General features: G+C 30.6%; 23 protein-coding genes and 1 tRNA gene. 3 read left to right on the forward strand and 21 right to left on the reverse strand.

What is annotated here, in order from left to right; genetic code table 11:
* Window positions 1–26 precede the first annotated feature (26 nt).
* The 6 genes from F3K33_RS25525 to F3K33_RS25550 all read right to left on the reverse strand — a co-directional run bounded on the left by F3K33_RS25525 (window position 27) and on the right by F3K33_RS25550 (window position 7,474).
* Window positions 27–1,739, reverse strand: a complete 1,713-nt coding sequence (locus F3K33_RS25525; protein WP_039773967.1) for a methyl-accepting chemotaxis protein — start codon at window positions 1,737–1,739, stop codon at window positions 27–29.
* A gap of 212 nt (window positions 1,740–1,951) precedes the next feature.
* Window positions 1,952–2,977 carry a sugar ABC transporter substrate-binding protein gene (locus F3K33_RS25530; RefSeq protein ID WP_039773966.1) on the reverse strand — a complete coding sequence of 342 codons (1,026 nt, stop codon included), beginning with the start codon at window positions 2,975–2,977 and terminating at the stop codon, window positions 1,952–1,954.
* Between the two features lie 118 nt (window positions 2,978–3,095).
* On the reverse strand, window positions 3,096–4,112 hold the full coding sequence (locus F3K33_RS25535) for an ABC transporter permease (protein ID WP_012061117.1): 1,017 nt from the start codon (window positions 4,110–4,112) through the stop codon (window positions 3,096–3,098).
* On the reverse strand, window positions 4,096–5,607 hold the full coding sequence (locus F3K33_RS25540) for a sugar ABC transporter ATP-binding protein (RefSeq protein WP_012061118.1): 1,512 nt from the start codon (window positions 5,605–5,607) through the stop codon (window positions 4,096–4,098). Before F3K33_RS25540 ends, F3K33_RS25535 begins: the two co-directional genes overlap by 17 nt.
* Before the next feature lie 607 nt (window positions 5,608–6,214).
* On the reverse strand, window positions 6,215–6,733 hold the full coding sequence (locus F3K33_RS25545; RefSeq protein ID WP_039773965.1) for a nitroreductase family protein: 519 nt from the start codon (window positions 6,731–6,733) through the stop codon (window positions 6,215–6,217).
* 87 nt (window positions 6,734–6,820) lie between these two features.
* On the reverse strand, window positions 6,821–7,474 hold the full coding sequence (locus tag F3K33_RS25550; protein WP_023974919.1) for a flavodoxin family protein: 654 nt from the start codon (window positions 7,472–7,474) through the stop codon (window positions 6,821–6,823).
* A gap of 134 nt (window positions 7,475–7,608) precedes the next feature.
* Here F3K33_RS25550 and F3K33_RS25555 point away from each other — a divergent pair, with 134 nt between their 5' ends.
* Window positions 7,609–7,971, forward strand: coding sequence for a winged helix-turn-helix transcriptional regulator (locus F3K33_RS25555; RefSeq protein WP_012061121.1), 363 nt, complete (start codon window positions 7,609–7,611; stop codon window positions 7,969–7,971).
* Between the two features lie 121 nt (window positions 7,972–8,092).
* On the opposite strand, the gene F3K33_RS25560 is transcribed toward F3K33_RS25555, so the two are convergent.
* The 3 genes from F3K33_RS25560 to F3K33_RS25570 form a co-directional block, all read right to left on the reverse strand.
* Window positions 8,093–9,700, reverse strand: a complete 1,608-nt coding sequence (locus F3K33_RS25560; protein WP_039773964.1) for a glycoside hydrolase family 43 protein — start codon at window positions 9,698–9,700, stop codon at window positions 8,093–8,095.
* Between the two features lie 202 nt (window positions 9,701–9,902).
* Window positions 9,903–10,880: a glycoside hydrolase family 43 protein gene (locus F3K33_RS25565; RefSeq protein WP_039773963.1), complete on the reverse strand. Its 978-nt coding sequence runs from the start codon at window positions 10,878–10,880 to the stop codon at window positions 9,903–9,905.
* A 95-nt stretch (window positions 10,881–10,975) separates the two neighbouring features.
* Window positions 10,976–13,105 carry a glycoside hydrolase family 3 C-terminal domain-containing protein gene (locus F3K33_RS25570; protein WP_039773962.1) on the reverse strand — a complete coding sequence of 710 codons (2,130 nt, stop codon included), beginning with the start codon at window positions 13,103–13,105 and terminating at the stop codon, window positions 10,976–10,978.
* Between the two features lie 150 nt (window positions 13,106–13,255).
* On the opposite strand from F3K33_RS25570, the gene F3K33_RS25575 reads away from it, so the two are divergent.
* Together F3K33_RS25575 and F3K33_RS25580 are read left to right on the forward strand one after the other, a co-directional pair.
* A complete protein-coding gene (locus F3K33_RS25575) occupies window positions 13,256–14,026 on the forward strand; it encodes a helix-turn-helix transcriptional regulator (RefSeq protein WP_039773961.1) in 771 nt (256 codons plus the stop codon).
* A gap of 521 nt (window positions 14,027–14,547) precedes the next feature.
* Window positions 14,548–14,808: a hypothetical protein gene (locus tag F3K33_RS25580; protein WP_023974925.1), complete on the forward strand. Its 261-nt coding sequence runs from the start codon at window positions 14,548–14,550 to the stop codon at window positions 14,806–14,808.
* Window positions 14,809–15,017: 209 nt separating this feature from the next.
* On the opposite strand, the gene F3K33_RS25585 is transcribed toward F3K33_RS25580, so the two are convergent.
* From F3K33_RS25585 to F3K33_RS25640, 12 genes are all read right to left on the reverse strand, one after another.
* Entirely contained in the window at window positions 15,018–15,176 is a 159-nt protein-coding gene (locus F3K33_RS25585) for an aspartyl-phosphate phosphatase Spo0E family protein (RefSeq protein ID WP_023974926.1), read from the reverse strand.
* Between the two features lie 333 nt (window positions 15,177–15,509).
* Window positions 15,510–16,958, reverse strand: a complete 1,449-nt coding sequence (locus F3K33_RS25590; RefSeq protein ID WP_039773960.1) for an MFS transporter — start codon at window positions 16,956–16,958, stop codon at window positions 15,510–15,512.
* A gap of 53 nt (window positions 16,959–17,011) precedes the next feature.
* Complete coding sequence (locus F3K33_RS25595; protein WP_039773959.1) at window positions 17,012–17,455, reverse strand: MarR family winged helix-turn-helix transcriptional regulator; 444 nt, start codon at window positions 17,453–17,455, stop codon at window positions 17,012–17,014.
* Between the two features lie 831 nt (window positions 17,456–18,286).
* Window positions 18,287–18,376, reverse strand: a tRNA-Ser gene (locus F3K33_RS25600).
* A 286-nt stretch (window positions 18,377–18,662) separates the two neighbouring features.
* Complete coding sequence (locus F3K33_RS25605; protein WP_039773958.1) at window positions 18,663–19,838, reverse strand: SAM-dependent methyltransferase; 1,176 nt, start codon at window positions 19,836–19,838, stop codon at window positions 18,663–18,665.
* Between the two features lie 82 nt (window positions 19,839–19,920).
* Window positions 19,921–20,592 carry a FadR/GntR family transcriptional regulator gene (locus F3K33_RS25610; RefSeq protein ID WP_017212305.1) on the reverse strand — a complete coding sequence of 224 codons (672 nt, stop codon included), beginning with the start codon at window positions 20,590–20,592 and terminating at the stop codon, window positions 19,921–19,923.
* Window positions 20,593–20,613: 21 nt separating this feature from the next.
* Entirely contained in the window at window positions 20,614–21,201 is a 588-nt protein-coding gene (locus F3K33_RS25615) for a hypothetical protein (protein WP_012061154.1), read from the reverse strand.
* A 16-nt stretch (window positions 21,202–21,217) separates the two neighbouring features.
* Entirely contained in the window at window positions 21,218–21,922 is a 705-nt protein-coding gene (locus tag F3K33_RS25620) for an LrgB family protein (protein ID WP_017212306.1), read from the reverse strand.
* A complete protein-coding gene (locus tag F3K33_RS25625) occupies window positions 21,919–22,269 on the reverse strand; it encodes a CidA/LrgA family protein (protein ID WP_017212307.1) in 351 nt (116 codons plus the stop codon). The genes F3K33_RS25620 and F3K33_RS25625 overlap by 4 nt, the downstream gene beginning before the upstream one ends.
* Before the next feature lie 288 nt (window positions 22,270–22,557).
* Entirely contained in the window at window positions 22,558–23,007 is a 450-nt protein-coding gene (locus F3K33_RS25630; protein WP_012061157.1) for a nucleoside deaminase, read from the reverse strand.
* Window positions 23,008–23,221: 214 nt separating this feature from the next.
* Window positions 23,222–24,160 (reverse strand): carbohydrate kinase family protein, encoded by a 939-nt coding sequence (locus F3K33_RS25635; protein WP_023974932.1) that lies wholly within the window; start codon window positions 24,158–24,160, stop codon window positions 23,222–23,224.
* Window positions 24,153–25,610: a glycoside hydrolase family 32 protein gene (locus F3K33_RS25640; RefSeq protein ID WP_023974933.1), complete on the reverse strand. Its 1,458-nt coding sequence runs from the start codon at window positions 25,608–25,610 to the stop codon at window positions 24,153–24,155. The genes F3K33_RS25635 and F3K33_RS25640 overlap by 8 nt, the downstream gene beginning before the upstream one ends.
* Window positions 25,611–25,616: the final 6 nt, after the last annotated feature.

Consider the following 25,616-nt stretch of genomic DNA (forward strand, 5'->3'; position numbering starts at 1 on the left):
CAAAACTCTCTTTTAACACAACTCATCTATATAGTAAATCTATTAATGACCTCATTCAATTTTACTGTTAATTCACTTTGATTCTGCGTATTAAAGGAAATTTGCTCTACTTCTTTGGTTACTTCATTTATACTATCTAATATTTTATTAGAATTATTTTTAGATTTCTCTATATTACTTGAAAACTCTCTCATTGTACTATCTACATTATCAATATTTGAATTTATTGCCTTTACCATGATAGCAATTTCCTCAGACATTTCATTTATAAATCTAGCATCATTTTCATAACTTTTACTAGATTCTATCATAAACTCATAATCATCGTTTACGTTTTGTTCTATATACTTTAAAATTCCTTTTGAATTTTCTGATAAATATTCAAATACATTTTTTATTTCTTCTATAATTCCATGAATGCCACTTACAGTAGTAATAGATTCTTCTGCTAGCTTTCCAACTTCATCTGCAACAACTGAGAAACCTTTTCCCATTTCTCCCGCTCTTGCTGCCTCTATTCTTGCATTTAAGGCTAAAAGGTTAGTCTCTGAAGCAATGCTTACTATAGATTCACTTAAAACTTCTATTTCTTTAACTACCTTTCCCCTCTCTATAGCATCTTTAATTTTTTTATTTTTCTCCTCATATATCTTTCTAGATAATTGTATGGAATCTTCGCTTTTTTCCATCATGCTACTTGATTTAGTTTTTATATCTACTGATTTTTTAAGCTCTTGATTTACTATTCCAGCTAGATTATTTATATTTTCATTAATCTTTTGAATAGATAAAACAAATTTCTCGGTTGATGAACTCGTCTGCTCAGCTCCTACTGCTATTTCATCTGTCGATTCATTTATAAAAGAAAGCTTTGAGCTTATTTCATGAACAGATGCAGCTAATTCCTCAGATGATGCTGATAGTTCTGTTGAGTTATCTAGGATTGTCCTAATAAGTTCCCTTACATTTTTCAATGCTATATTAAGAGCGTCTCCTGTTTGTGCAAATTCATCTTTTCCCTTAAGTATAATTTCCTCTGAAAAATTATACTGCGCAAGATTATTCGCATAATTCTTTATCTTCTTTAAAGGTACTATCATATTTCTAGTCATTGCATATCCTAAAACTATAGTAAGCATCAACCCTGCTATTATAAAAGTTAATATTTGTATCGCTACCTTACTGTATAAATCAGCATTGTTAATATTCTCATTCTTTGCCTTAATCGAGCTATACTCTAATAATTTAGTTAGTGATGCTGCAACCTTGCTTCGCGATACTGATAAATTTCGATAATCTAGTATAGCTTCATCATAATTATTTTCCTTTACAAGCTTTAGTAACAAATCACTTTTTTCCTTATAATCCTTATAAATTTCATTATAATTTACGAGCTCATTCTCTTGATATTCATCTAAATTTAACCCTCTATATTCATCTATAAGTATATTTCCTTGTTCAAATCCTTTTGAAATGTCATCATTTAATTTTTTTATCATTAATTCATCTCTATCATAAATTAGGCTTAATATGTTATTATTTATTTCCAATGAATTTGCGTTTAATCTATGTAAAACATCTATAGATACAAGATCTGTATTGTACATACTATCTGATGCATTATTAACTTTACTTAAACTCTTTAAACCTATGACTCCTACCGATGTTATAATTATGAATAATAGCGTGTATGAAATTACCAATCTTTTGCCTACACTAAAATTATTCCCAAAATTCATCCTCTAAACCTCCTTGTAACCTTTAGTTCAAAGCTTGATTTTCATATGTATCTTAAATCACTTATAAATCATTCCCTATTACCAATTAATATGTATCGTTATTTAATTAAATAGCAATAAAAAGGGCAACTCAATTTGAAAATATACTAAAGTAAATTTGAATACATTAATCATTTGAGTTAGCCCTTATTAATTTTATTTGTATTTAATTATTATTTAGTTTCTGTTGTAAATTGCTTTTGTTTTTCTTTTCCGTATTCAACAATTTTATCTGGAGTTACCCATTTAACTGGTACTGGATAAACATCATCAACTTTTTCACCTTTTATTTTCTTATCTAAAGTATCAATTATAGTTTTACCTATTGCATAAGAGTCTTGGTCAACAATTCCTGATATTAAATTGCTACTTACACCATTTTCCCAAGTTGGAGTATAGTCAAAACCAAAGTGATAGATACTTCCTGATTTACCTTGAGATTTTATTGCTTCCATTACACCTGTATCTGGTCCTTCTGATCCTAATGAGAATACAGCTACCATATCAGAATTTGAAGTTATTTGTCCTTCTAATTGTCTTTTAGATTCTGCTGATTGGTCATTATCTTGGATTGGTTCTAACCACTCAAAATTCTTAGCATCTGCTCCCATAACTTTTTCAAATCCAGATTTTATTCCATCTTGTCTATATGTCATAGTTGTTTGAGTTAAGTTTACTGCTGCCATTGCAATTTTACCTTTTGTGATGCCCTTTTCCTTTAAAGCTTTAGCACCATTTTCACCAAGTTGTTCTCCTGCTAGCTTATTGTCTGTTCCTATATAAGATGTTCTATTTTCTTTTGTCTTTACATCAGCATCAAAAGTTACTACTGGAATTCCCTTATCATTTGCTTCCTTAACCTTCTTATCAAACATATCTGGATCCATTGGAGCAATAGCTATTCCTGCTGCTTTATTCTTTATAGCTTCGTCAAGGAATCCTATATGCTTTTCGTTCTTTTGTGTTTCATTTGGTGGTGAAGTTTTAACTACTAAATCATATCCTAATGCCTTAGCCTCATCCTCGGCTGCTTTCTTCATAGGTGACCAGTAAGCTCCTGTATCAACTATTGGAATAAAATAAATAACCTTTTTTCCACTTGTACTTGCTGTTCCCACTGCTTGTGTCTTTGTTCCACACCCTGCTAAGCTACCAACAATAAGCACTGTTGATAATAAAGCAATTATTTTCTTCTTCATAATTTTTCCCCTTCCGTAATTCCAATTTTTTAGATATGTTTTTATATTTTAAGCCTTATTCAGTAGTAAACACTTAAGCCTCAAGTCTACCAAATTACGCTCAAACGACTTTTTATGATTAGCCTTTTTTCTTAAATAAACTTCCTTTTCTGTAGAAGTCAACAACTATAGCAAGTACAATAACAGCTCCTGTTACAGCTTGTTGTAAGAATGAGTTAATTCCAAGGATTGCTAATCCACTTTGGAATACTTGTATAGTAAATATTCCTACCATAGCTCCACCGATAGTTCCTACTCCTCCACCGAATTGTACTCCACCCATGATTGCACCAGCCATTGCAAATAGATCTGGACCATTTATTTCACTTGGAGCACCAACATTTATACTAGACATTAGTAATATACCAGCTATTGCAGCTAAAACACCTTCTATTGCATATACCTTTATAACATGCTTGTTTACATTTATTCCTGATAATCTTCCTGCTTCCTTGTTTGATCCAACCACATAGCAGTATCTACCAAATCTTGTATTTTTCATTAAGTAAGCCATTACTAATACTATTATGATGAATACTATAGTGTTAGTGTGTATTATTGATATTCCAACTTCTGTGTTAGAAATATTATAGAACCAATCCGGAACACCCTTGATATAAATCCCATTTGTAAAAAATAGTATTAATCCTCTTATTAAATAACTTGTACCCATAGTAAGTATAAAAGATTCTAATTTAAATTTTGTAATTAATACTCCATTAAATAATCCCCAAACTGCACCTACTAATAACCCAGCAAGTAAAGAAACTGGTACGCTAACCCCTTTTACAGATAGATAGGCTACTGTACATCCAGAAAATGCAGCTATTGCACCAATGGAAAGATCAACACCTCCAGTTATTATTACCATAGTAATAGCAACAGTTAAAATTCCCACTGTAGGAATCTGTCTTAAGAAATTTGAAGCATTTGCTGCTCCCAAAAAGTCCGGGCTTGCTATTGAGAATACTAAAATAAGCACTACAAGTACTAGATAGATTGAATATTTGAGAAATAAGTTTTTAATATTAAACCCTTCCTTTTTCATCTTAATACCTTCTTCTTGTACAATTTTATTATTAATTGTTTGATTCATCTTTATTAATCCCTCCAAGCGTAGCTAATTTCATAATCTTTTCTTGTGTCGCTTCTTCTCTGCTAAGTTCTCCAGTGAGTTTTCCTTCACACATAACATATATTCTATCTGACATACCTAATAATTCAGGTAATTCAGAAGACACCATTATAACTACTTTGCCCTTTCTAACTAGATCATTCATTATGTGATATATTTCAGCTTTAGTACCAACGTCTATTCCTTTAGTCGGCTCATCAAAAATAAATATTTCCGAGTCCGTATTTAACCATTTAGCTAGTATTAATTTTTGTTGATTTCCACCTGATAATGTTCCTGCCATAACATCAAGATTTGCTGTTTTAATCTCAAGTGCATCCTTAAATCTTTCTCCAGTTTCCCTTAACTTTTTATGATTTAACACAAAATCTTTTAAGTTAGTTAAAGTTATATTATCAAGCACACTCATTACTAGAGATAATCCTTGGCTCTTCCTATCTTCTGTTAAAAGGCAGATACCATTATTGATTGCATCCATAGGTGAATTAATCTTAACTTCCTTCCCATTGATTCTTATCTTACCTTCACTTATTTTATCAGCGCCAAATACAAGCCTCATAAGTTCTGTTCTACCTGATCCAACCAAACCAGCTAGTCCTAAAATTTCACCTTTTCTTGCTTTCAAACTAACATTCTTAACTCTGCCAACATTATCACTAATATTTTCTACTTCTAAAACGTATTCTTTAGGTTCAAAAATCTCCTTAGGAAATAGCTCTGTCAAATCTCTTCCTACCATCATATTTATAAGTCTTTCCTGAGTTATCCCTTCTAGTTCACAGCTTTCAATATAAGTACCATCTCTGAGTACTGTGGCTCTATCACAAATATCAAAAACCTCTTTTAATCTATGTGATATATATATTGCTGCAACACCTTCATTTTTTAGTGTTTTTATAACTTTAAAAAGGTTTTCAACGTCCTTCTGAGATAACGATGTTGTCGGTTCATCAAAAATAATCGCTTTTGCATTTAAACTTATTGCCTTTGCTATTTCTACCATCTGTTTCTTTGCAGTTGGAAGCTGCATAACTAGGTCAGTAGCTTTTATATCTATTCCTAATTTTTTTATTATGGAATCTGTATCTTCGTGTAATTTCTTGTAGTCAACAATACCCAAGGCTTCATTTTTATATGGTAGTCTTCCCATATAAACATTTTCTGCAACCGTCAATGTCTCTGCTAGATTTAGCTCCTGATGAACAAATCCAATACCTAATTGTGCAGCTTTAGTTGGATTAATAACTCCACAATCAACTCCTTCAACAAATATTTGACCTTCATCCTGTGTATGAACTCCCCCAAGTATTTTCATTAAAGTTGATTTTCCAGCACCGTTTTCTCCTAATAAAGCATGTACTTCACCTTTTTTAATTTCCAACTGTGCTCCCTTAAGAGCATAAACTCCTGGAAATCTTTTATGTATATTTTTCATTTCTAAAAATACATTACTCAATTCTAACCACCTCAACTTTCACTAATCGTTTTCATGAACATTTTACAATAATATATTAGTTAGTTATATTTAATATCTTTACTTCTACATTTGAAATTTTTACTTTTTAAATAATGATTAAAAAGTTATTAAATCTCTAAGAATACGTTTGCTAAACTCTCATCTTCAAAGCGTTTAACATCGTTTACATTTGTTATTTTACAGTAATGCATTAATTAATTATATGTAATATCTTTACCTCTACATTTGAAATCTTTACTTCTTAAATAAGTTTTAAAAAGTACTTATTTACTAAATTAAAATAAAAAGAGCTGCTACAAAAGTAATTAACTAAGTTTGTAGTAGCTCATTTTTTGCACATATTTAAAGCCCGGCTTGCACGTCGGGCTTTCTTTATTTTTGCTTTTACCATACAATTTCACAAAACTATTCCAATAGTCTTCTAGTATCTTATTTATTTTATCCTTTTTCATTTGTATACCTCTTAATTTTATAGTTACTTCTTAACATACCGAAGAGCCTAAAGCCAGATTTCATCTAGCTTTAAACTCTTAAAAATTCTATAATTTCCTATACAATTAAATTATCCTAATAAATAAATCATACATTAAAAATTATTGTAAAAGACAGTTTTGGAAATATCCTTTCTTTTTTCGTGGTTAGGATTTGGCTTAGCCTCGCTACTTGGATAACCAATTGGTAAAAGACATACAGGTTCAAGATTTGTTGGTATATTAAAAGCCTCACGTATAGCCGCAGGATCAAAATGACCAACCCATGTTGAACCTACTCCAAGTTCAGCAGCTTGTAACATCATATGCGTAGCAATAATGCTTCCATCAATATCAGTGTGGACTTTTCCGTCATAGCTGCGTTCCCATGCTTCATTTTTATCGGCGCATATAAGTAAGGCTACCGGTGCATTAAAATGATAAATTGTGCAAGTTTGTAGTTTAGCAAGAGCATCCTCACTTTCAAGTACCAAAATTCTTTGTGGTTGACGATTTGCAGCAGTCGGAGCTAATTGTCCTGCTTTTAAAATTAAATTTAAATCCTCCTGACTGATTTTCTTTGTATCAAAACTTCTTACAGAATATCTTTTGGCAGCTAATTCTATAAATTTCATATATACATCTCCATTCATTTAAGTTAATATCTTTATACCTCATCTATTATGACTTTGTAAAATGTTTTATGATTAAACTTATATATATTACTTTATTAGACTAGCCCCTATTTCAAATGCATTTTGGCAATCTATAGGAAATTGAATTTTTCTATGTGCCGCTTTTGATTCCTCAGAGAATACTTCCATTTTGTATTTTGAGTAATCATTAAATTGATAAGTATCATTTGAATACATAACTAATGGTTTTGTGAATATTCTTTCAATCGCTCCTTCTACATTATTAAAAGTTGATAAGTAACCAGACTTATTCATTATCTCTTCTGTTACATTCATTGTATAAATTATTGCTGTTGGCATTTTTTTTGGTGCCAGTGAAGAATAATTTTTATCATACACTAAATAAGGAAATAATAATCTTTCGATGAATGATCGCAATTGACCTGTTATATCTAAAAAATATACTGGAGATCCAAAAATAATTCCATCAGCTTGAGACACTTTTTCTAAAACTTCTTGAATATCATCTTTTACTGCGCATTTCCCATAACTTTTCCCTTCAAGTCTCTTACAAGCAAAGCAGCTTTTGCATCCAGTATAGTTATAATCATATAAATTAATTATTTCAGTTTCAATTTCTTTATCTTTCGCCGCTTCTTTCACTCCATTTAAAGCTTTTTGAAGTAATGTAGCCGTATTTTTATTTTTTCTTGGGCTTCCATTGATAGCATAAACCTTCACAAATAACACTCCTCTTTTTAATGTTTTATTTTTCTGTTATAATCAATATAACATAAAGGTATAAATATACAAGTATGCAGTTTTTTCTGTGTCAGTATAAAAAGTATACTATAAGATTCAAAGGAGCTATACTTATGAGTGATTATATGCGTTATAATAAAGAATTCCCTGATGATAATATCTATGAAACAGAGTGTCCTGTTATATATGCACTTGATATTTTAGGTCAAAAATGGAAATTACCTATCATGTGGTATTTATCAAGTAAAGATTCTACTAGATATAATGAATTAAAACGAAAAGTTAAAGGTGTTACTAACATGATGCTTACAAAGTCCTTAAAGGAATTAGAAGAACATAAGCTAATTGTTAGAACTCAATATGAAACTATTCCCCCTAGGGTTGAATATTCTTTGACAGAAAGAGGAAAAGCCTTACTTCCTACATTAAAGGAATTATATGTATGGGGCGAAGATCAACTTAAACTTGATAAATAAATTTTTAAAATACTTCTTATTTATCTCCGTATATTATATATTAGCAGGTGGTTTAAATCTATATTGAAACCACCTGTTTTGACATATGAACCATTTATGATAATGCAATTGGAATTTTAACTTATCTCCCCTCTACATATGAAAAATAATCAAAATCTGCATACTTATTCATACCCGATAAGTCCTGACACGCAATTCCTATAAAAGCACCGGTGAAAGCCCATGAACCTTTGATAGCATCATCTGACAATGTACTTGCGTCATAAACTTTGCCTATAGGCCTCCACTCGTTCTTATTGGTAGCAAAGAAAAATCTAAGTTGCCCAAAATTCACTTCCACTTTTAGATAAATACGTTCTACATCAGTTATCAAGATGTTATCATCCTGAGTCATGGACTCTGATAAATCATTATTTATGCTAGCTAGAACCCCTATGCATTTGCCTCCTAATTCTTCATCCATGCTTATCCTCAAATAATAATAGTTTTCTGTGTTGTAATAGCAAATTAATCCTGCAAGCTGCAACGTTGTTTCAGGTTCAAATTCAACACAGGTTTCGGCAGAATAAACAAAGTTCTGCTGACGTCTTGCTATCATACTTTGTGTAAACTTGGAAAACATTGATTCTTTTCCATATAACCTTAAAAATCCTGGCCTTTCAGTAAGTGACATAAAGGTATCTGCTGGAACTCTTAAGGACTGAAAATTTATATTTAATAAAGTATTATTAAAATCGTCATACTGTGAAACTAAGACATCTTCTTCATTATTTGATTCACTTTCACTGTCATTGTTAATTTCTATTTCCCAAGAAGGTAAGTTATCTGTGTCAGAACATAGATAAAGCCAATCATCTTCACGCCATTCCACCTTTTGTATAGCCGTTTCTCTTCCTAGAATGCAGCGATCTGTTTCAGGAAGAGGCCTTCCACAAAGATGAACCATAAACCATTCATTATTAGGACCTTCCACAATGCTTGCATGTCCTGCTTTTTGAAGAACTTTATGCATATCACTTCCCACAGAAGTAAGAATTGGATTTTGTGGATGAACCTTATAGGGACCCGTAAGTTTTCTCGAACGAGCAAGTGTTACTGCATGTTCATAACTAGTGCCTCCTTCAGCCGCCATCAAATAATAGTAATCATTATGCTTATATATATGAGGACCCTCAGAGCAACCCAAATCTGTCCCTTTAAAAATATTCATTACAGGGCCAGTGAGGCATTTGTTTTTTTCATCATATTCTTGTAAAAGGTGACCAGCAAAATTATTCTTTCCTATACGATTATCCCATTTCATGTTTATAAGCCACTTTTTTCCGTCATCATCATGGAATAGAGATGGATCAAAACCACTCGAATTAAGATAAACAGGCTCTGACCACTCACCACAAATATCACTTGAGGTTACCAGATAATTATGGGTATCTTTAATATGTCCATTGTTGTTTACTATTGTATATATTAAGTAAAAGATACCTTTATTATAGGACAAACATGGCGCCCAAATTCCACCTGAATCAGGGGTTCCTAACATATTTAGCTGAGAGACTCTATTCAATGGATGTGCTATAAGCTCCCAATTCACTAGATCTTTGGAATGATGAATTTGAACTCCTGGAAACCATTCAAAAGTAGAGGTTGCAATATAGTAGTTGTCCTCAGCTTTACATATAGATGGATCTGGATTAAAGCCCTTTAAGATTGGGTTTTTAATTTTTAACATAATTCTCCTCCTTAAGTTAAGAATTTTATACATAAACAGACTATATAAAATATTAAAAGGCCTGACTCCAATGGACTATTGAAATCAGACCTTAGCATCATAATTTTTCATTATTTCTCCTGTCTACTTGACAGGGTGAATTTCAAATATGAAGTACCTTTCTATAAACTTTCAAGATACATATTTATTATAATTTAGATTATTAAGATAACTCTACTTTTTGTAAAGTACCATCATCATTGTACTTTATTTCAGTGTATTTTACACAACGTTTGTTGTCTGCTCCACCTGATAAAGAACTATCATGATAGAATAAATACCATTTATCTTGGAACTCAACAATTGAGTGATGAGTTGTCCAACCAATTACAGGATCAAGTATTTTTCCTTTAAATGTATAAGGTCCCTTTGGATTCTTACTCATAGCATATACTATGCAATGTGTGCTACCAGTAGAGTATGAAAGATAATAATTTCCATCATATTTATGAACCCATGGTCCTTCAAAATATCTTCTTTCTTCATCACCAGCAAGTATAGGATTTCCATCTTCATCAACAATTGATATCTCCTCTGGAGCTTCTTTAAATGTAAGCATATCATCATTTAATTCAGCAACTCTTGGTCCTATAGCAGGTGCTGTAGCAGCAGGACCGTCTCCATCTGGATTAAAAGTGCCAGTTTGCCATTTTTCTAGCTGTCCTCCCCAAAGGCCTCCAAAATAAACATATGATCTATTATCGTCATCCATTAAAACAGCAGGATCAATGCTATAGCTTCCAGGTATATAACTTTCTTGCGCTTTGAATGGTCCAGAAGGAGATTCACTAGTAGCTACTCCAAGTCTAAAGATATCTTCTTTATCTCTTGCTGGGAAAAACAAGTAATAAGTTCCATTCTTATAAGCAGCATCTGGAGCCCATAATTGTTTACTTGCCCATGGAATGTCTTTTAAGTGCAGTGCTTCTCCATTGTCGATACAAGGTGAATTAGTATCATCAAGAGATAAAATATGGTAATCTTCCATGTTATATTGATCACCATTATCGTTTGAAATCTGTACTTGGTCAAGATCATGAGAAGGATAGATGTAGATCTTACCTTCAAATACATGAGCAGAAGGATCTGCCGTATAAATATGAGTTACTAGAGGCTCGTTTTGTTTTGCAATATTTTTCATATGATTCTCTCCTATCTTTTCTTTGAATATTTATTTCCATACTAACTTACATTTTTATAATTATAATTTGTCTCTTTAATATATAATTTAAATCTCTATATTAATTCAATATTTGCTTCCAATGGCGCTACTGAGGTAAGCTCAAGGCTTCTCTTATCTGGTTGTGATACCCCTACAAATAATTTGAATTTCTTACTATCAAGAAGCCTTTCTCCGTCATCATTTACAACTTCGAATGATTTCTTATTCAATTTTATTGTTACAATTTTGCTTTCTCCTTTTTTCAATGAAACGCGTTTGAATCCTGCTAGGCTATGATTTAATACAGCATATTTTGATTCTATATCTTTTACATAACATTGAACTACTTCTTCAATATCATATTCCCCAGTATTTTTAATCTCTATGCTAATATCAAAACTCCCAAAACCTTGCTTAACAGAAGGCACTTGCAAATTAGATAATTCTACTGTTGAATAAGTTAAACCATACCCAAATGGATATAAACTCTCATGTCCTAAATATCTATAAGTTCTTCCCTTCATTGAATAATCAGTAAAATCAGGAAGCTTAGCTGTGTCTTTATAAAAAGTTACTGGTAATTTCCCACTCGGTGAGCATTTTCCAAATAATATATCCGCTACAGCAGTTCCTCCATGGCTACCTGGATACCATGCATTTAAAATAGCTGCACATTTTTCTTCTGCACCATTTAGTGTTAAAGCACTTCCAGCTCCAAGGACAACAATAACTGGCTTTCCAACCTCAAGTACTTTTTCAAGTAAATTTTGTTGCCTTCCTGGCAAGTTCAAATTCTCTTTGTCTCCTGCCCCGTAGCTATTCCCCGCATCCCCTTGCTCTCCTTCAATCGTAGAGTCCAATCCTAGGCATAATACAACTACATCAGATCTTTCTGCTACTGAAATCGCTTCAGATAATCTATCATCTGGTCTTGCTAAGTCCTCCACTTTATCTTTAAATAAGTGACATCCTTCAGAGTAATATACTCTCACATCATTACCAACTGCATCATGAATTCCTTCTAATATTGTTGTATACTTAGATGCTGTTCCAGAGTAATTTCCCTTCAACATTATTTCGCTGTTTGCGTTCGGACCAATTACTGCAATTGATTTTAAATTTGATTTATCTAATGGAAGCGTTCCATTATTTTTTAGTAATACCATGGATTTTCTAGATGCTATCAACGCAAATTCATTATGTTCTCTAGAATCGTTTACTTCATATGGTATCTTGTTATATTCACACTCTTCATCAAACATACCTAATTTAAATCTTGTTGTCATTAATCTTTCTGCTGCTGTAGTTATTTGTTCTTCAGTTACTAAACCTTCTTTATAAGCTAATAGCAAATTAAGATACATATTTCCGCAGTTAAGATCACAGCCATTTTCTATAGCCAATGCTACTGATTCAGTTGCAGTACTTGTAACCATATGGTGTAAATGAAAATCTGCAAGAGCCCAGCAGTCAGATACTACATGTCCTTTAAATCCCCATTTGCCTCTTAAGATATCTTTCAACAAAGTCTTACTACCACAACATGGCTCCCCATTTGTACGGTTATATGCTCCCATTACACTTTCAACATTTGCCTCTTTTACACATGCCTCAAATGCTGGTAAATATGTCTCATATAGATCCTTCTTGTTAACTACCGCATTAAATTCATGCCTTAACCCTTCTGGTCCGCTATGAACTGCAAAATGTTTTGCACAAGCAGCTAACTTTAAATATTTTCCTTCTCCTTGCAATCCTTTTATGAATGCAACCCCTAATCTAGATGTTAAATAAGGGTCTTCCCCGTAAGTTTCATGTCCACGTCCCCATCTAGGATCTCTAAAAATATTTATATTGGGAGACCAATAAGTTAATCCCTTATATATGCCTCTGTCGTCTTTTTTGCTGTATTCATTGTATTTAGCACGTCCCTCTGTAGCAATAATATTTGCAACCTTTCCCAGGAATTCATCATCAAATATAGCGGCTAAACCAATCGCTTGAGGAAACACAGTTGCTGTTCCAGCTCTAGCTACCCCATGAAGACCTTCATTCCACCAATTATACTCAGGTACATTTAAGTGCTTTATTGCTGGTGATTGATAAGTTAATTGCTCCGCTTTTTCTTGTAATGTCATCTTAGATACTAATTCTTTTGCTGCCTTTACTGCAAATTCATGAGTATTTTCTTGCTCACCATTCATCTATATCCCTCTATTCCTTAAATATTTATGGAGATTAAAATCTATAATACAATATTCAATTTGTAATTTAATAATATAAAATTTATGGTTGACTTAACAAGAAAGTATTTATATAATTGTAGACAAAATTTACTCTCTTGGAGGTATTCTATGTTAAAATACGAGTCGCACCACTTTGGAGAAAACACTCTTTTTTCCCACTACCATCCAATTAATCTTAATTACCCTGTTCATCTACATCGAAGCTTCGAGTTCATATCTGTTATTGATGGAGATCTTCAAATTTCTGTTAATAATAGAAATCTTGAAGTAAAAAAGGATGAATGTATATTAATTTTGCCTTACGAAATCCACTCTCTCTCAACTAAAAAGTACTCTGATGCTCGTATTTGCATATTTTCCCCCGAATATGTAAAAACATTTGACAGCATGATCTATGGTAAATTTCTCGAAAATCCAGTCTTTAATTTATCACATAACGCGCGAGCTCTTATACTAGACAAAATTTTCAGAGATAATGTCAATGTTCTCGAGATGAAAGCTTGTCTTTATTTGCTTTGTTCTGAAGTTATGGAACATACGCAATTACTTATAAGCGTGAAAAATGATTATGAATTATTACATAAAATACTTAACTATATTCAAAATAATTTTACTAAAGATATCTCATTAAAAAGCATTGCAGATGAATTTTGCTACAGTTACAATTATCTATCCAAGTATTTAAATAATGTACTCGGAATATCGTTTGTTGATTTTGTTAATCAGAATAGAATTAATTACGCGGCATATTTATTAAAAAATACAGAGGACCCGATTACTGATATTACTTATAAATGTGGCTACTCAAGCATCCGTTCATTTAATAGAAACTTTCTTAAGATTATGAATATGACTCCAAAAACTTATAGAAACTTTTAATCTACAGTTAATTAAATACCACTACAATAGCAATTCCAGTATTCCCAAACGTCCATAAATGCGATTACTATTTTGTCCATTGTATGAATTTCAACTTATTCATATTGATATTCTTGGTTATAAATAATTAAAATCAATAGTATCAAAAAATATAAAACCAGGGTTTATTTTTAAACCCTGGTCTGTTTCGAAACAAGTGTACTTATGGGGACTTTAAAATCATTTTCGGACTAATCCTAAAATATTATTGTTAAAATCAATGTCCATGAGAACCACCTCTTTCAGTTATTATTGTGTGTAATATAAAATTAAATATACTAGAATATAAAGCCATATATCCCATATGATATTATTCATTCTATTAAAAAACTTATAATTTTTTTCATCATATTAATTTATATGCACTAGTTAATGCTCAATCAATGGCTCGTAACTTCCACATTCACCTTTCATAATAAATTTCATAAATTAGCATTGAAAATCCTATCACAATGGATATAATTGTAATAGGAGGTATTCAAATGGAATCTAATAAAATAAACACTAGACTTTCTTTAGTCGGGGCATTGCTAGGCTTAACATTATTCACTATGGGTGGATTATTGAATACCATCCTAAATCGTTATATAATAATTATCCCAACTGTTACTATAATAATTAGTTTGATATCCCTAATAAAATCTAAAAAAACTGATATAAAAATTAAAAGTTATTCTTCTCTGGGGTTAATACTTGGACTATTTTACTTTATTTTATCTTTATATGAACTATTAAAATTATAAATTTGTAAAGCCTTTATTTCTAATATTACCCTTGTAAGAGAAAAACATGCCTTGCTATTTTCACTTAAGTGCAAATGGTAAGAACATGTTTTATTATTTTCTGGCTAATATCATTGTTTTTATATATTCATAAAACTATATGATTTAGAAATACTAATCTACAGATAATATAAAAATATCAGTTCGAATTTTTGCGATAAAAAAAATACCTAAATACTTTTATTAATACTATTCATATATTCATTAATCAACTTATCTAACTTTATACTAAGCTCTAATAATTCCTTATCATTTGTAATTATTTCCTTATTCTTAATTAATATATTTAATTCCTCTCTAGTTCTTTCAAGTTCACTCTTTATACCCATAGCTTTCGTTCTTCCTTATTCCTTAAATTTATACTTTATTCATATTATACAATAAAAATGCATTAATTTCAAACATATGTTCGTATATTCCTTACAATTATGATTCTGGCACTATCAGCCCCCATTGCGGACTTTCACCGATTAGTACGTGCCCATGCTGGGCACACCAAAAAAATAAGAGCTTATATTTCATAAACTCTTATTTTACACAATGATGTCTGAAGTTCTTATGTGTCCTATAAATATTTACATATATTTATAGTTACATAGGAATATAGTTATCTTTTTAAATATGTTTCTATGAATAAAGGTATATATTTACCTTTGTTCATATTAAACTTTAAACTGGTGCTCCAAATGCATATTAGAGCTTTTCAGCTTTTTACTTCTTAGTCTTAAAAAAGTCAAGGCAGCACCGATTAAGCTTATTACTGCAGCCGCTATATATACAGTTCTCATAGCATATATAAAAGCATCATTTCTCCCTGCTACAAAATCTGTAACACGATATCCAATTATAGAACTCATCATGCTATATAAAAGCGTTGTAGCTAAAGCTATCCCACATACCATTCCCAAGTTTCTTACAAGAGCATTTACGCTTCCTGCAATTCCAAGTTTCTCTTTCGGTACTGTTGACATTATCAAAGAATTATTAGGCGATTGAAATAATCCCATACCAATAGACATAATTCCTATGAATATTATTGTGATTATTACAGTTGAATTTACATTTAAAGTGGACATTAATATTAAACCTAGGCTTATAAGTATCAAACCTATGAAGGTTAAAAGCTCTGAACCAATTTTATCTGATAAGCTTCCACTAAGAGGTGCTACTACAGTTAAGAGTAATGGATAAACCATCATTATTAATCCAGTATGTTCTGGCGTATAATTCATTACATCTTGAAGGTAAAATGGCAGAATAATATTGTTACAGAAGATTGCCACAAAAGTTACAAATGCACAAAATATACTTAAAGAAAATAATTTATTGCTAAATATATTTAATTGTAATAGAGGATCTTCTTTTTTCTTTTCCACAAAAATAAACATTATAAATGAGATAATTGCGATGGCAAAGCTCAATAAAATCATTGGATCTGAAAAGCCAATGTTCAAACCTTCATCTAAAGCTCCAAAGAGTGGAACTATTGCAAACATAAATAATACAGCTCCTAAGATATCTAATTTTCCCTTAACTGTTTTATTCCCCTTCGGTAACAATTTAATAGCATAAAATAATGCTATTACTCCAATAGGTACATTTATTAAAAAAATATATTCCCAACTTGCTGCACCTACTATTAGTCCTCCAAGTCCTGGTCCTATTAGAGATCCTAAAGCTACAGAGGTACCTAAAAATCCAAGAGCTTTTCCTCTTTCATGTGGAGGGAATGTTTCTGTAATAATCCCTTGATTATTAGCCATAGTTCCAGCAGCACCTATAGCTTGTACTATTCTTGCTAAAATAAGTATTGGAAAAGAATTTGTTATACCACATAGTAACGATCCAAGGGTAAATAATCCTAATCCGAATGTAAACATCTTGGATTTTCCAAGCATGTCTCCAAGTCTTCCAAAAATCAATACTGTCCCAGCAATTACTATTAAATAACTTGTTGCAACTAATTGTATACTAGATGTTGTTACATTTAAAGCAGTAGCCATTTTAGGTAATGCTACATTTACAATGCTACCGTCTAGGGCAGACATAACTGTAAACATTAAAACTATTACTAATATTGACCATTTGCTTCTATTTTTTACATTTTCCATAAATTTTCCTCCCTTGTTACTTGTCACTATTTAACTTACATAACCATATTACCTTAATTCTCAAATTCGTTTAATCTTCGAATATTGATTAGAATTTTTTTTAAAGACTGCATTGTAATTAACATTTCTGCTTCTGATACATCTTCTGTTATTAAACTCATCAACGTTTGAACATCTTCATGTATTTTTGGCAATACTTCTTTAGCTTTCTCTGTTAAATATAATTTATAAGATCTACTATCTTTTTCATCTTGCTTTTTATAGACATAACCAAGATCTACTAATTTTGTAATTGTTCTTGCAGACATTGCCTTATCATTACCAAGTTCTTTGCTTAAGCCGTTTTGGCTTATACCTTCGTTTCCTTCAAGATTAAACAAATATGGGCTGGAACCACTGCTTAATCCATATTTTTTTAAAGCCTTTTCTAAATACATTTGCTTATATCTGAAAATTTTACTTGTAATCATTATGAGATTCATGCTTTCAACATCCATAATCATTCTCTCCTTATAATATAATTGATTAGTCTACTATATTATATTTACACTATGTTGACTTGTCAACTTTTATAATGGAACATTTTTACTAAATAGAATATAAATATTCTATTTATATTCACATAATCTTAATCATCATACAACCCGTTCTCACAACAGACTTATATAAATTACTTTTGAATAATCTTTTTAATTATTGAAAACATGATAATTGATCTCTTACTACAAAGTGATAATATAACAGCTCATTGTCCATATTTACTTATAAACATTATCAAATTTATACTTTTAAAATTTATCATCTTATCATATCCCAATATAATTGACCAATCAACAATACTTTGTCATCATCAAGTTGACTAGTCAATCTATTTGTTTATTTTTACATATTTTATGAAGATGAAACAAAAACTCATTTAACTCATAATTAGTAATAATGATGATATGGCTATAGGTGCAATTAATCATTTGTTGTAATCTTGCAACGCTTCATCTTCACATCTTAGTTCTCCACTGTCATTCAATATTATTTTTACAAACTTATTTATATTTTTTATCTAGCCATAACAGTTCATTTAAAATTCTATATATCTCGAAACACTGTGTAAGTCTTTTTCCACGCTAAGTAGCACACTCCTCTTTATATTATATTATTATCTCCCATCCACGCTCGCATAAAGCGTTGGTTGCATCACCCTATTTTGATTAGAATATAGCTGGAAAATTAACGTCTTATACGGTAGTTTGAGCTATGATTTGGACAACTTAAAAAGGTGCCTGAATTCTTAGTTTTACTAAGTTCTCAGGCACCTTTAACATCTTATTTCATGGCGGAGAGAAGGGGATTTGAACCCCTGATAGGGTTGCCCCTATACACGCTTTCCAGGCGTGCTCCTTCGACCACTCGGACATCTCTCCATATAGTATTTAATGCTTTATTATAATATCATATAATTGTTATCGATTCAACTGAATATTTTATATATGGAAATCCTATCATTTAATATAATAGAATCTATTTATTCATATTTAATATAAACCATCATCCTTCCATTTTCGTAATTAATGCAAATAATAGGCAGAAATACTTAAAATTTAAGTACTTTTGCCTACTATAAATTACTTCTAATTTAATTAGCTATCATTTCTATAATGAAATAGATAGTACTACCACAAGGTTATCTCTTAAAGTACTTATATAAACTTATTTATACATATACTCTCTAGTCCATGGTAAATCGTTGTTTACTCCTTTATTGAATACAAATTGATGAATACTTATATTTCCGGAGTTAAAAGATGCTGCACAAGCATTTAAATACAATCTCCACATTCTTATAAATGTTTCATCCTTAGTCTTACTTATCTCTGGCAATGCATTCTCAAAATTCTTTGCCCAATGCTCCAAAGTTCTTCCATAATGAAGTCTTAGGTTTTCTGCATCAATTAAAGTGAACTTTTCATCTGACATACAATTGATTAGTTCTCTAACTGCTGGCACATATCCGCCTGGGAATATATATTTATCAATCCATGTATTATTTCCTCCAACCTCTGTTGATGTTATGCAGTGGAGTAAAGATACACCTTTATCATTTAATAAGTTATTGACATTTGAAAAATACTCTGCAAGATGATCTTGCCCTACATGTTCTAACATTCCCACACTAACGATTTTATCAAATGTTCTATTTTTTAGTTCTCTGTAATCTACAAGTTCAACTTCAATAAGATCCTCTAATCCTTCACTTTTTATTCTTTCTTTAACTTTTGCTAATTGTTCAGAACTTAAAGTTATGCCCATCGCTTTTACCTTATATTTTTTTGCTGCAGATATTATCAGTTCACCCCAACCACAACCTATATCAAGTAGTGTTTCTCCTTCTTTTAAGTTTAACTTTTTAAGAATATGATCTACTTTATTCTTTTGTGCTTGAGTTAATGAATCACTTTTTGATTTGAAGTATCCACATGAATATGTCATAGTATCATCTAACCATAATTTATAAAAATCATTTCCAATATCGTAGTGGAACTCAATATTTTTCTTGCTATTTTTAATACTATTTGTAGCCATCCTTAGTAAATTTGCATATTTGTCACTATTACTCAAAAAACTTTCCTGATTATTATATAAAGATTCTATAACCTTTTGAATGCTTCCTTCAATATCTATTTTTTTAGTCATATAAGCTTCACCAAATGTTAATGAAGGATCCTTTATAATATCGGCTTTAGGAATAGGCTCATTAAATATTATTTTAAATTCTGGATTCCCTTCCCCATAAATTTCTGAACTTCCATCCCAAAGTTTTAATTCAAAAGTATCTGAAAATAAATTCTTAAATAATGTTTTGTAAAATATTTTATCAATAATCATGATAATCATCTCCCTATTTAAAATTAATTATTAAATATAGAACTTTAAACAGAAATATGCAAATTAAATTTCTAAATAGATTCTAAACAATATGATTTAATTCCAAGTGTTTTTGTGCTGCGATTGAAGCTGCACTAGAATTGTGGTCTTTTAAAGCCTTCCATATTTCTTCGTGATGGTCTTTAACAAGTATTTTATTAATAGTATGAACTTTTGAATTTTCAATATATTTTTCAACCAAAGAAGATATAGAAAACATTATAGTTGAAATTAAGTGATTGCCAGTAGCTTGTGCTATTTTATAATGAAATTTTTTGTCTAATATAGCACAGGCTTCAATATCTGAATTATTATTTAACTCGTCCATTATTTCCTTCAATTCTATAAGTTGTTCATCAGTTATATTTTTAGCAGCTATAGCTGCTGTTTCTGGTTCAATTATTTTTCTAAGCTCAAGAACATCCTCACTTTTGCTTCCTAGAAGTAAGAATACAATAGATAAAGGTTCAAGCAGACTATTTTCAAATTTTTCATTGATAAAATTCCCTTCCCCATGCTTAGATTCTATAAGTCCAAGCATTTGTAAAGATTTTAGTGCTTCTCTAACAGATGCCCTGCTAACCTCAAGCTTCTCACATAAATCTCTCTCAGATGGTAACTTATCTCCACTCTTTAGTTCTCCTCTTTTAACAATTTCTTTTATTTGCTCTATTACTATTTCATATATTTTTGTACTCTTCACAGGACTTAACATCGATATCATCCTCTCAAAACTTTATATGTTTGCTTTTGATAAGTAGTTAAGTAATTCGTTGTAATTTTTTTCTGCTAACAGTTCTTTATTTTTTGAATTCTCTATTTTATGATTATGTATACTAATATTTTTTCTAAAGCTATCCAATGTGTTCATAATAGCAATTTTAAAAAGAGGAATACTATCAATTATTCTCTTTATTCCATATACATATTCATCATCACTTAGTTTAAAACATTGAAATAATCCAGAGGTCAACCTCCCATCAGAAAAGATATAAATATATCTATCGCTCATTTCATCAGATAAATTAACTTCTATTTTATGCTTATACAGTCTAAAAACAACATCTCTACTTTTTATAAATACTGGAAATATACTTGAAAAAAGCATCGCCATATTATTATCTTCCTCATCAATTAAACCAGAGAAGTCATTTTCATTAAGCTTCATTATAATTTCATCTGTGAATATGCTATTTTTTATCTCTTTTCCTAACTTTACTTTTAGCCTCTGTTCTCTCTCTTCAATTAATAAATTATCAATAGAACTAAATAACTTATTAATTGGACTCTCTCCCTTTTTGTAGTTATTTTTATCTCCATTCAAAGATAATCCCCCCTAACTAATTTAAAAATACTGAAAATAAACTCCATAATACAGGTGCTATCAGTACAGTCACAATCCCAGAAATTGCAATAGTCAAACTACTCATAGCTCCTTCAATTTCACCTATTTCCATAGCTTTTGCTGTCCCAACAGCATGTGATGAACTTCCCATGGCAATTCCCATGGCTACTTTATCATTTATCCTTAATATTTTATATAGGAATGGTCCAATGATAGAACCCAATATTCCAGTAATTATAATAGCAACAACAGCTACAGAAGGAAGCCCTCCTAACTGTTTAGATAATGCCATTCCTATAGGAGTTGTTATAGATTTAGGAATTAATGATTTTGTAAGCTCGCTTGAAAGATTAAATGCCTTCGAAAGCAGAATTACAGATATCATACCAGATACGGCTCCAAATAAAATACCTGATAAAATAGGCAAAGCATTTTCTTTAAACAAAGAAAACTTTTTATATAATGGTAATGCTAATGCAATAGTTGCCGGAGCCAAAAAGAAAGAAATTATTTGTCCCCCGCTATTATAATCATCATACTTAATATTAAATTTTAATAAAAATGTAATCAGAATTACTATTGCTATAAGTAATGGATTAAATATTGAAAGCTTAAGTTTTTGTTTTATTAAAAGACCTATTTCATAAGCAATAATAGATATTAAGACTCCAAAAACAGGTGAATTTATCATATCATTCATTTTGAAGTCACCTTCCTTAAAAATTTAACAACGTAGGCAGTCACAATCCAAACTACAAATGTAGAAATAACAATTATAGTGGAGAAAGGTATAATCTTGCCTTTAATTGCTTGAAATGATGTCACTAACCCTACCCCTGCTGGGATAAATAAGAATGACATATGAGTTATTAATACCTCACATATATCTTCAATCATCTCAACTTTAACGATTCCAAAATATAAAGCTAAGAAAAGAAAAATGAGACCTAAAACTGTGCCTGGTATAGGTAATTTAAAAACTACTTGTACTATTGTTCCTAAAAAATATGATACTAGAATAATCATTAACTGCTTTAAATACTTCAACTAAAAATCACCTCTTGTTTAAAAATCATTGGTATAGTGGTCTGACCAGTTGCTATTACTATATCATATTTATTTTTATATCTCAACTTCATAATATTCTAAAAATGTGATTTTATTCCCCATATTTCCAATTGGCTCTCACTAACTACCTATATCTTTACTAATCTCTTTAAATAAGAAAAGCACCTTAAATCTAATACTTTTAAGATTTAAAGTGCATAGTTTATTTCTATATTACAATAAAATTTAAAATTAATTCCATTCTTAACTATATATATTTTTTATAATTTATTTATACTTATTTCTTCTCTGGCAAAAAAACTCCAACATGATATCAGAACATTCTTTATCATATAGCCATTTGGTACTTACAAAAGAATTTAACCATTTATTATCTGTAACATCAATTACCGAACCACAAGCACCCATATCTTTATTAAATGTTCCTATATATACTTTAGATATTCTACTCTGAATTATCGCCCCCGCGCACATGGGACAAGGTTCTAATGTAACATACATTTCAGCTCTATTTAATCTCCAATCTCCAATAAATTTCGAAGCTTCTTTAATAGCTAAAATCTCAGCATGAGCAGTACTATCATTTAAGGTTTCTTTTAAATTATGAGCTCTTCCTATTATTTTATCATCCAATACAATCACTGCTCCTACTGGAATCTCCCCTTTTTTCATTGCCATCTTAGCTTCTTCTTTTGCAATTTTTAGAAAATCAACCATTTGTAATGCTCCCATCATGAATTTTCTTGACTAAATATTTTTAATATTATATATGTTCCTTTCTCAATATTCTATCATATAATAAAAATATAAAATCATAAGTTTCATACTCATTATTATCAACTTATATTCAATAATCAAATAAAAATCCAAAAATATAGAAGGGATATATTTAAAATATCTCCCTCCTATATATGAATTCATCTAACTCGGCTTAATTTAATTCGTTTAGTGTCGGCATTGAAGCTATAGCCCCGTAGTTGGTGCATGTTATTGCACCTACCTTATTTGCAAATGAAACTATCTCTTTCCATCTATCAAAACTTATACTCTCTTTGTCATCAATATCGGATACCTGCCTTAATACTGCTCCAACAAATGCATCTCCCGCACCAGTGGAATCTACTTGCTTAATTTTTATAGATGGTATTACTTCATTTTTTCCATTAACACTTAAGTATGTGCCCTTAGAACCTAAAGTAACTGTTACAACCTTAACTCCAGTTTCATGTAACTTATTAACAGCGCTTTCTATATCTTTTTCTTTTGTTATTAAATATAATTCTTCATCACTTAGTTTCGTAAAGTTACTATATCTCAAGAATTTAACACAATCCTCAACAAACAACTCTAACTTGTCTTGAGTAATTAGTGCATCGCGGTAATTAGGATCAAATGATACATATATGTTATTAGATTTCGCATATTCTAATAGTTTAAAATATGTCTTTTTTAACTCTCCCTCTAAAAATCCCGTTGCAGACCCGAAATGAATTATATCTGAATTACTTATCTTTGATAGATCTATATTATCAAACGAATATTCCCCATCACTACCTCTTAAGAAGTCAAAGTTACGTTCACCATTTGCATCAATTCCAACTAATGCAATTGTTGTACTTCCTCTTTCTACGGTCATCTCAGTATTTATATTCAAGCTTTTTAGCAACTCAACTAAATGCTTACCAAAAAAATCATTACCTACTTGTCCTAAAAAATAAGCATTACCTTCTAATTTACAAATACTCGCCGCTACATTTGCTGGTGCTCCACCTGCTTTTTTCTCAAATTTCTCTCCATTTTTTAAACCTTTATTGTCTACACAAACCATATCAATTAAAAGTTCCCCAATGCAAAAAACATTATTATTCATACTTCACACTCCTTAAGTTCCACATATTTAGCTCATTAATTGTAATTTTGCTATCATTTCTTATTTGAAGTTCTAATCCTTCACTCTTAGGGTAATATGTTAATGTTGTTACTTCTAATCCATCTTGATAATATATTTCCATCACAGAATTGTCAATGAATACATTCATTTTTAGTTCTTTTGAAGAATTTAATTTGAATTTTCTTATGCCTTTTCCGCCAATATTCATATTACTTCTATCAACTGTACATAGTTGTCTTTTATTATCATATGTTATCAGAATATATTCGTCATTAAATTTAAATTTAACTTCTGTAGATTCAATATCCTCAACTTCTATACTCATCATTATTTCTATTGAACGAGACTCTAAAGCTAAATTGTACTTATTCAAAGTTAACCCTTTAATATCTATTAATTGAGTTTCTCTTAAATTTCTCATTTCATTAATGGGCTTTTGATAAAGGACATTATTCTTATACTCTAAAACTCTAGGCATAGTTAATGAATACATCCATCCATTCTCATACGTCGGGTATTCAGAGTCCCTATCTGGCATTCCTATCCATCCAACCATTATATTTTTACCATTATGATTAAATATTTGCGGAGCATAAAAATCAAATCCCATATCTAATTCTTTAAATCTGCTATGATTTTTAAGCTCAACGCTCTTTATATCTAGCTCACCAATTACATACCCTGACTGATATAAATTTTGATTTTTCAATTCTTCTTTTTCTAAACCTTGTGGTGAAAATATAAATGCATGTTTGCCTTTACTTATCCTTATTATATTAGGACATTCCCACATGTATCCAAAGTCCTTCATATCGGTTTTTAACTCACCAAGCAAGTTCCATTTAACTGAATCTATTGATTCATAAATTAAAGCTCTTCCTTTTAAGTCTTCACTTTGAACACCTAATATCATGTAATAAGTGTCATCTTCTATAAATACATATGGATCTCTAAAATGAGCTGTATATCCGTTTGGTTGTTTATCTATAATTACTCCATGTTTATCTATTATTCCATCTTTATTACAAGTGGCTAAGCACTGATATGACTCTCTTTCACCATTTGGACCTTTTACGTTTCCTGTGTAGTATAACTTTAACTCATTATCTTTAATCAATGCACACCCTGAATAGCATCCATTTCTATCAAACCAATCTTGTGGTTTTAACGCTATTTGGGGCTTAGTAAAGTTAACGAAATTGGTTGTTGTTACTAATCCCCAGTGCTTTGTTTTATGCTCACATCCAAATGGATTCCATTGATAGAATATATAAAACTTATTGTCGTAATAACTTAATCCATTTGGGTCATTGATCAGACCAAACGGCATCTCAATGTGAAAGTTGTTTCGCCATATACTCGTTTCTTTATTACTGTAATAATTATTTAAATTTTGGTTTATTTCCTGGTATGATTTTGGGTTTGGCATCTTTCC

The sequence above is a fragment of the Clostridium beijerinckii genome, from assembly GCF_008705175.1.
In the GTDB taxonomy this organism is placed as follows: Bacteria; Bacillota; Clostridia; order Clostridiales; family Clostridiaceae; genus Clostridium; species Clostridium beijerinckii.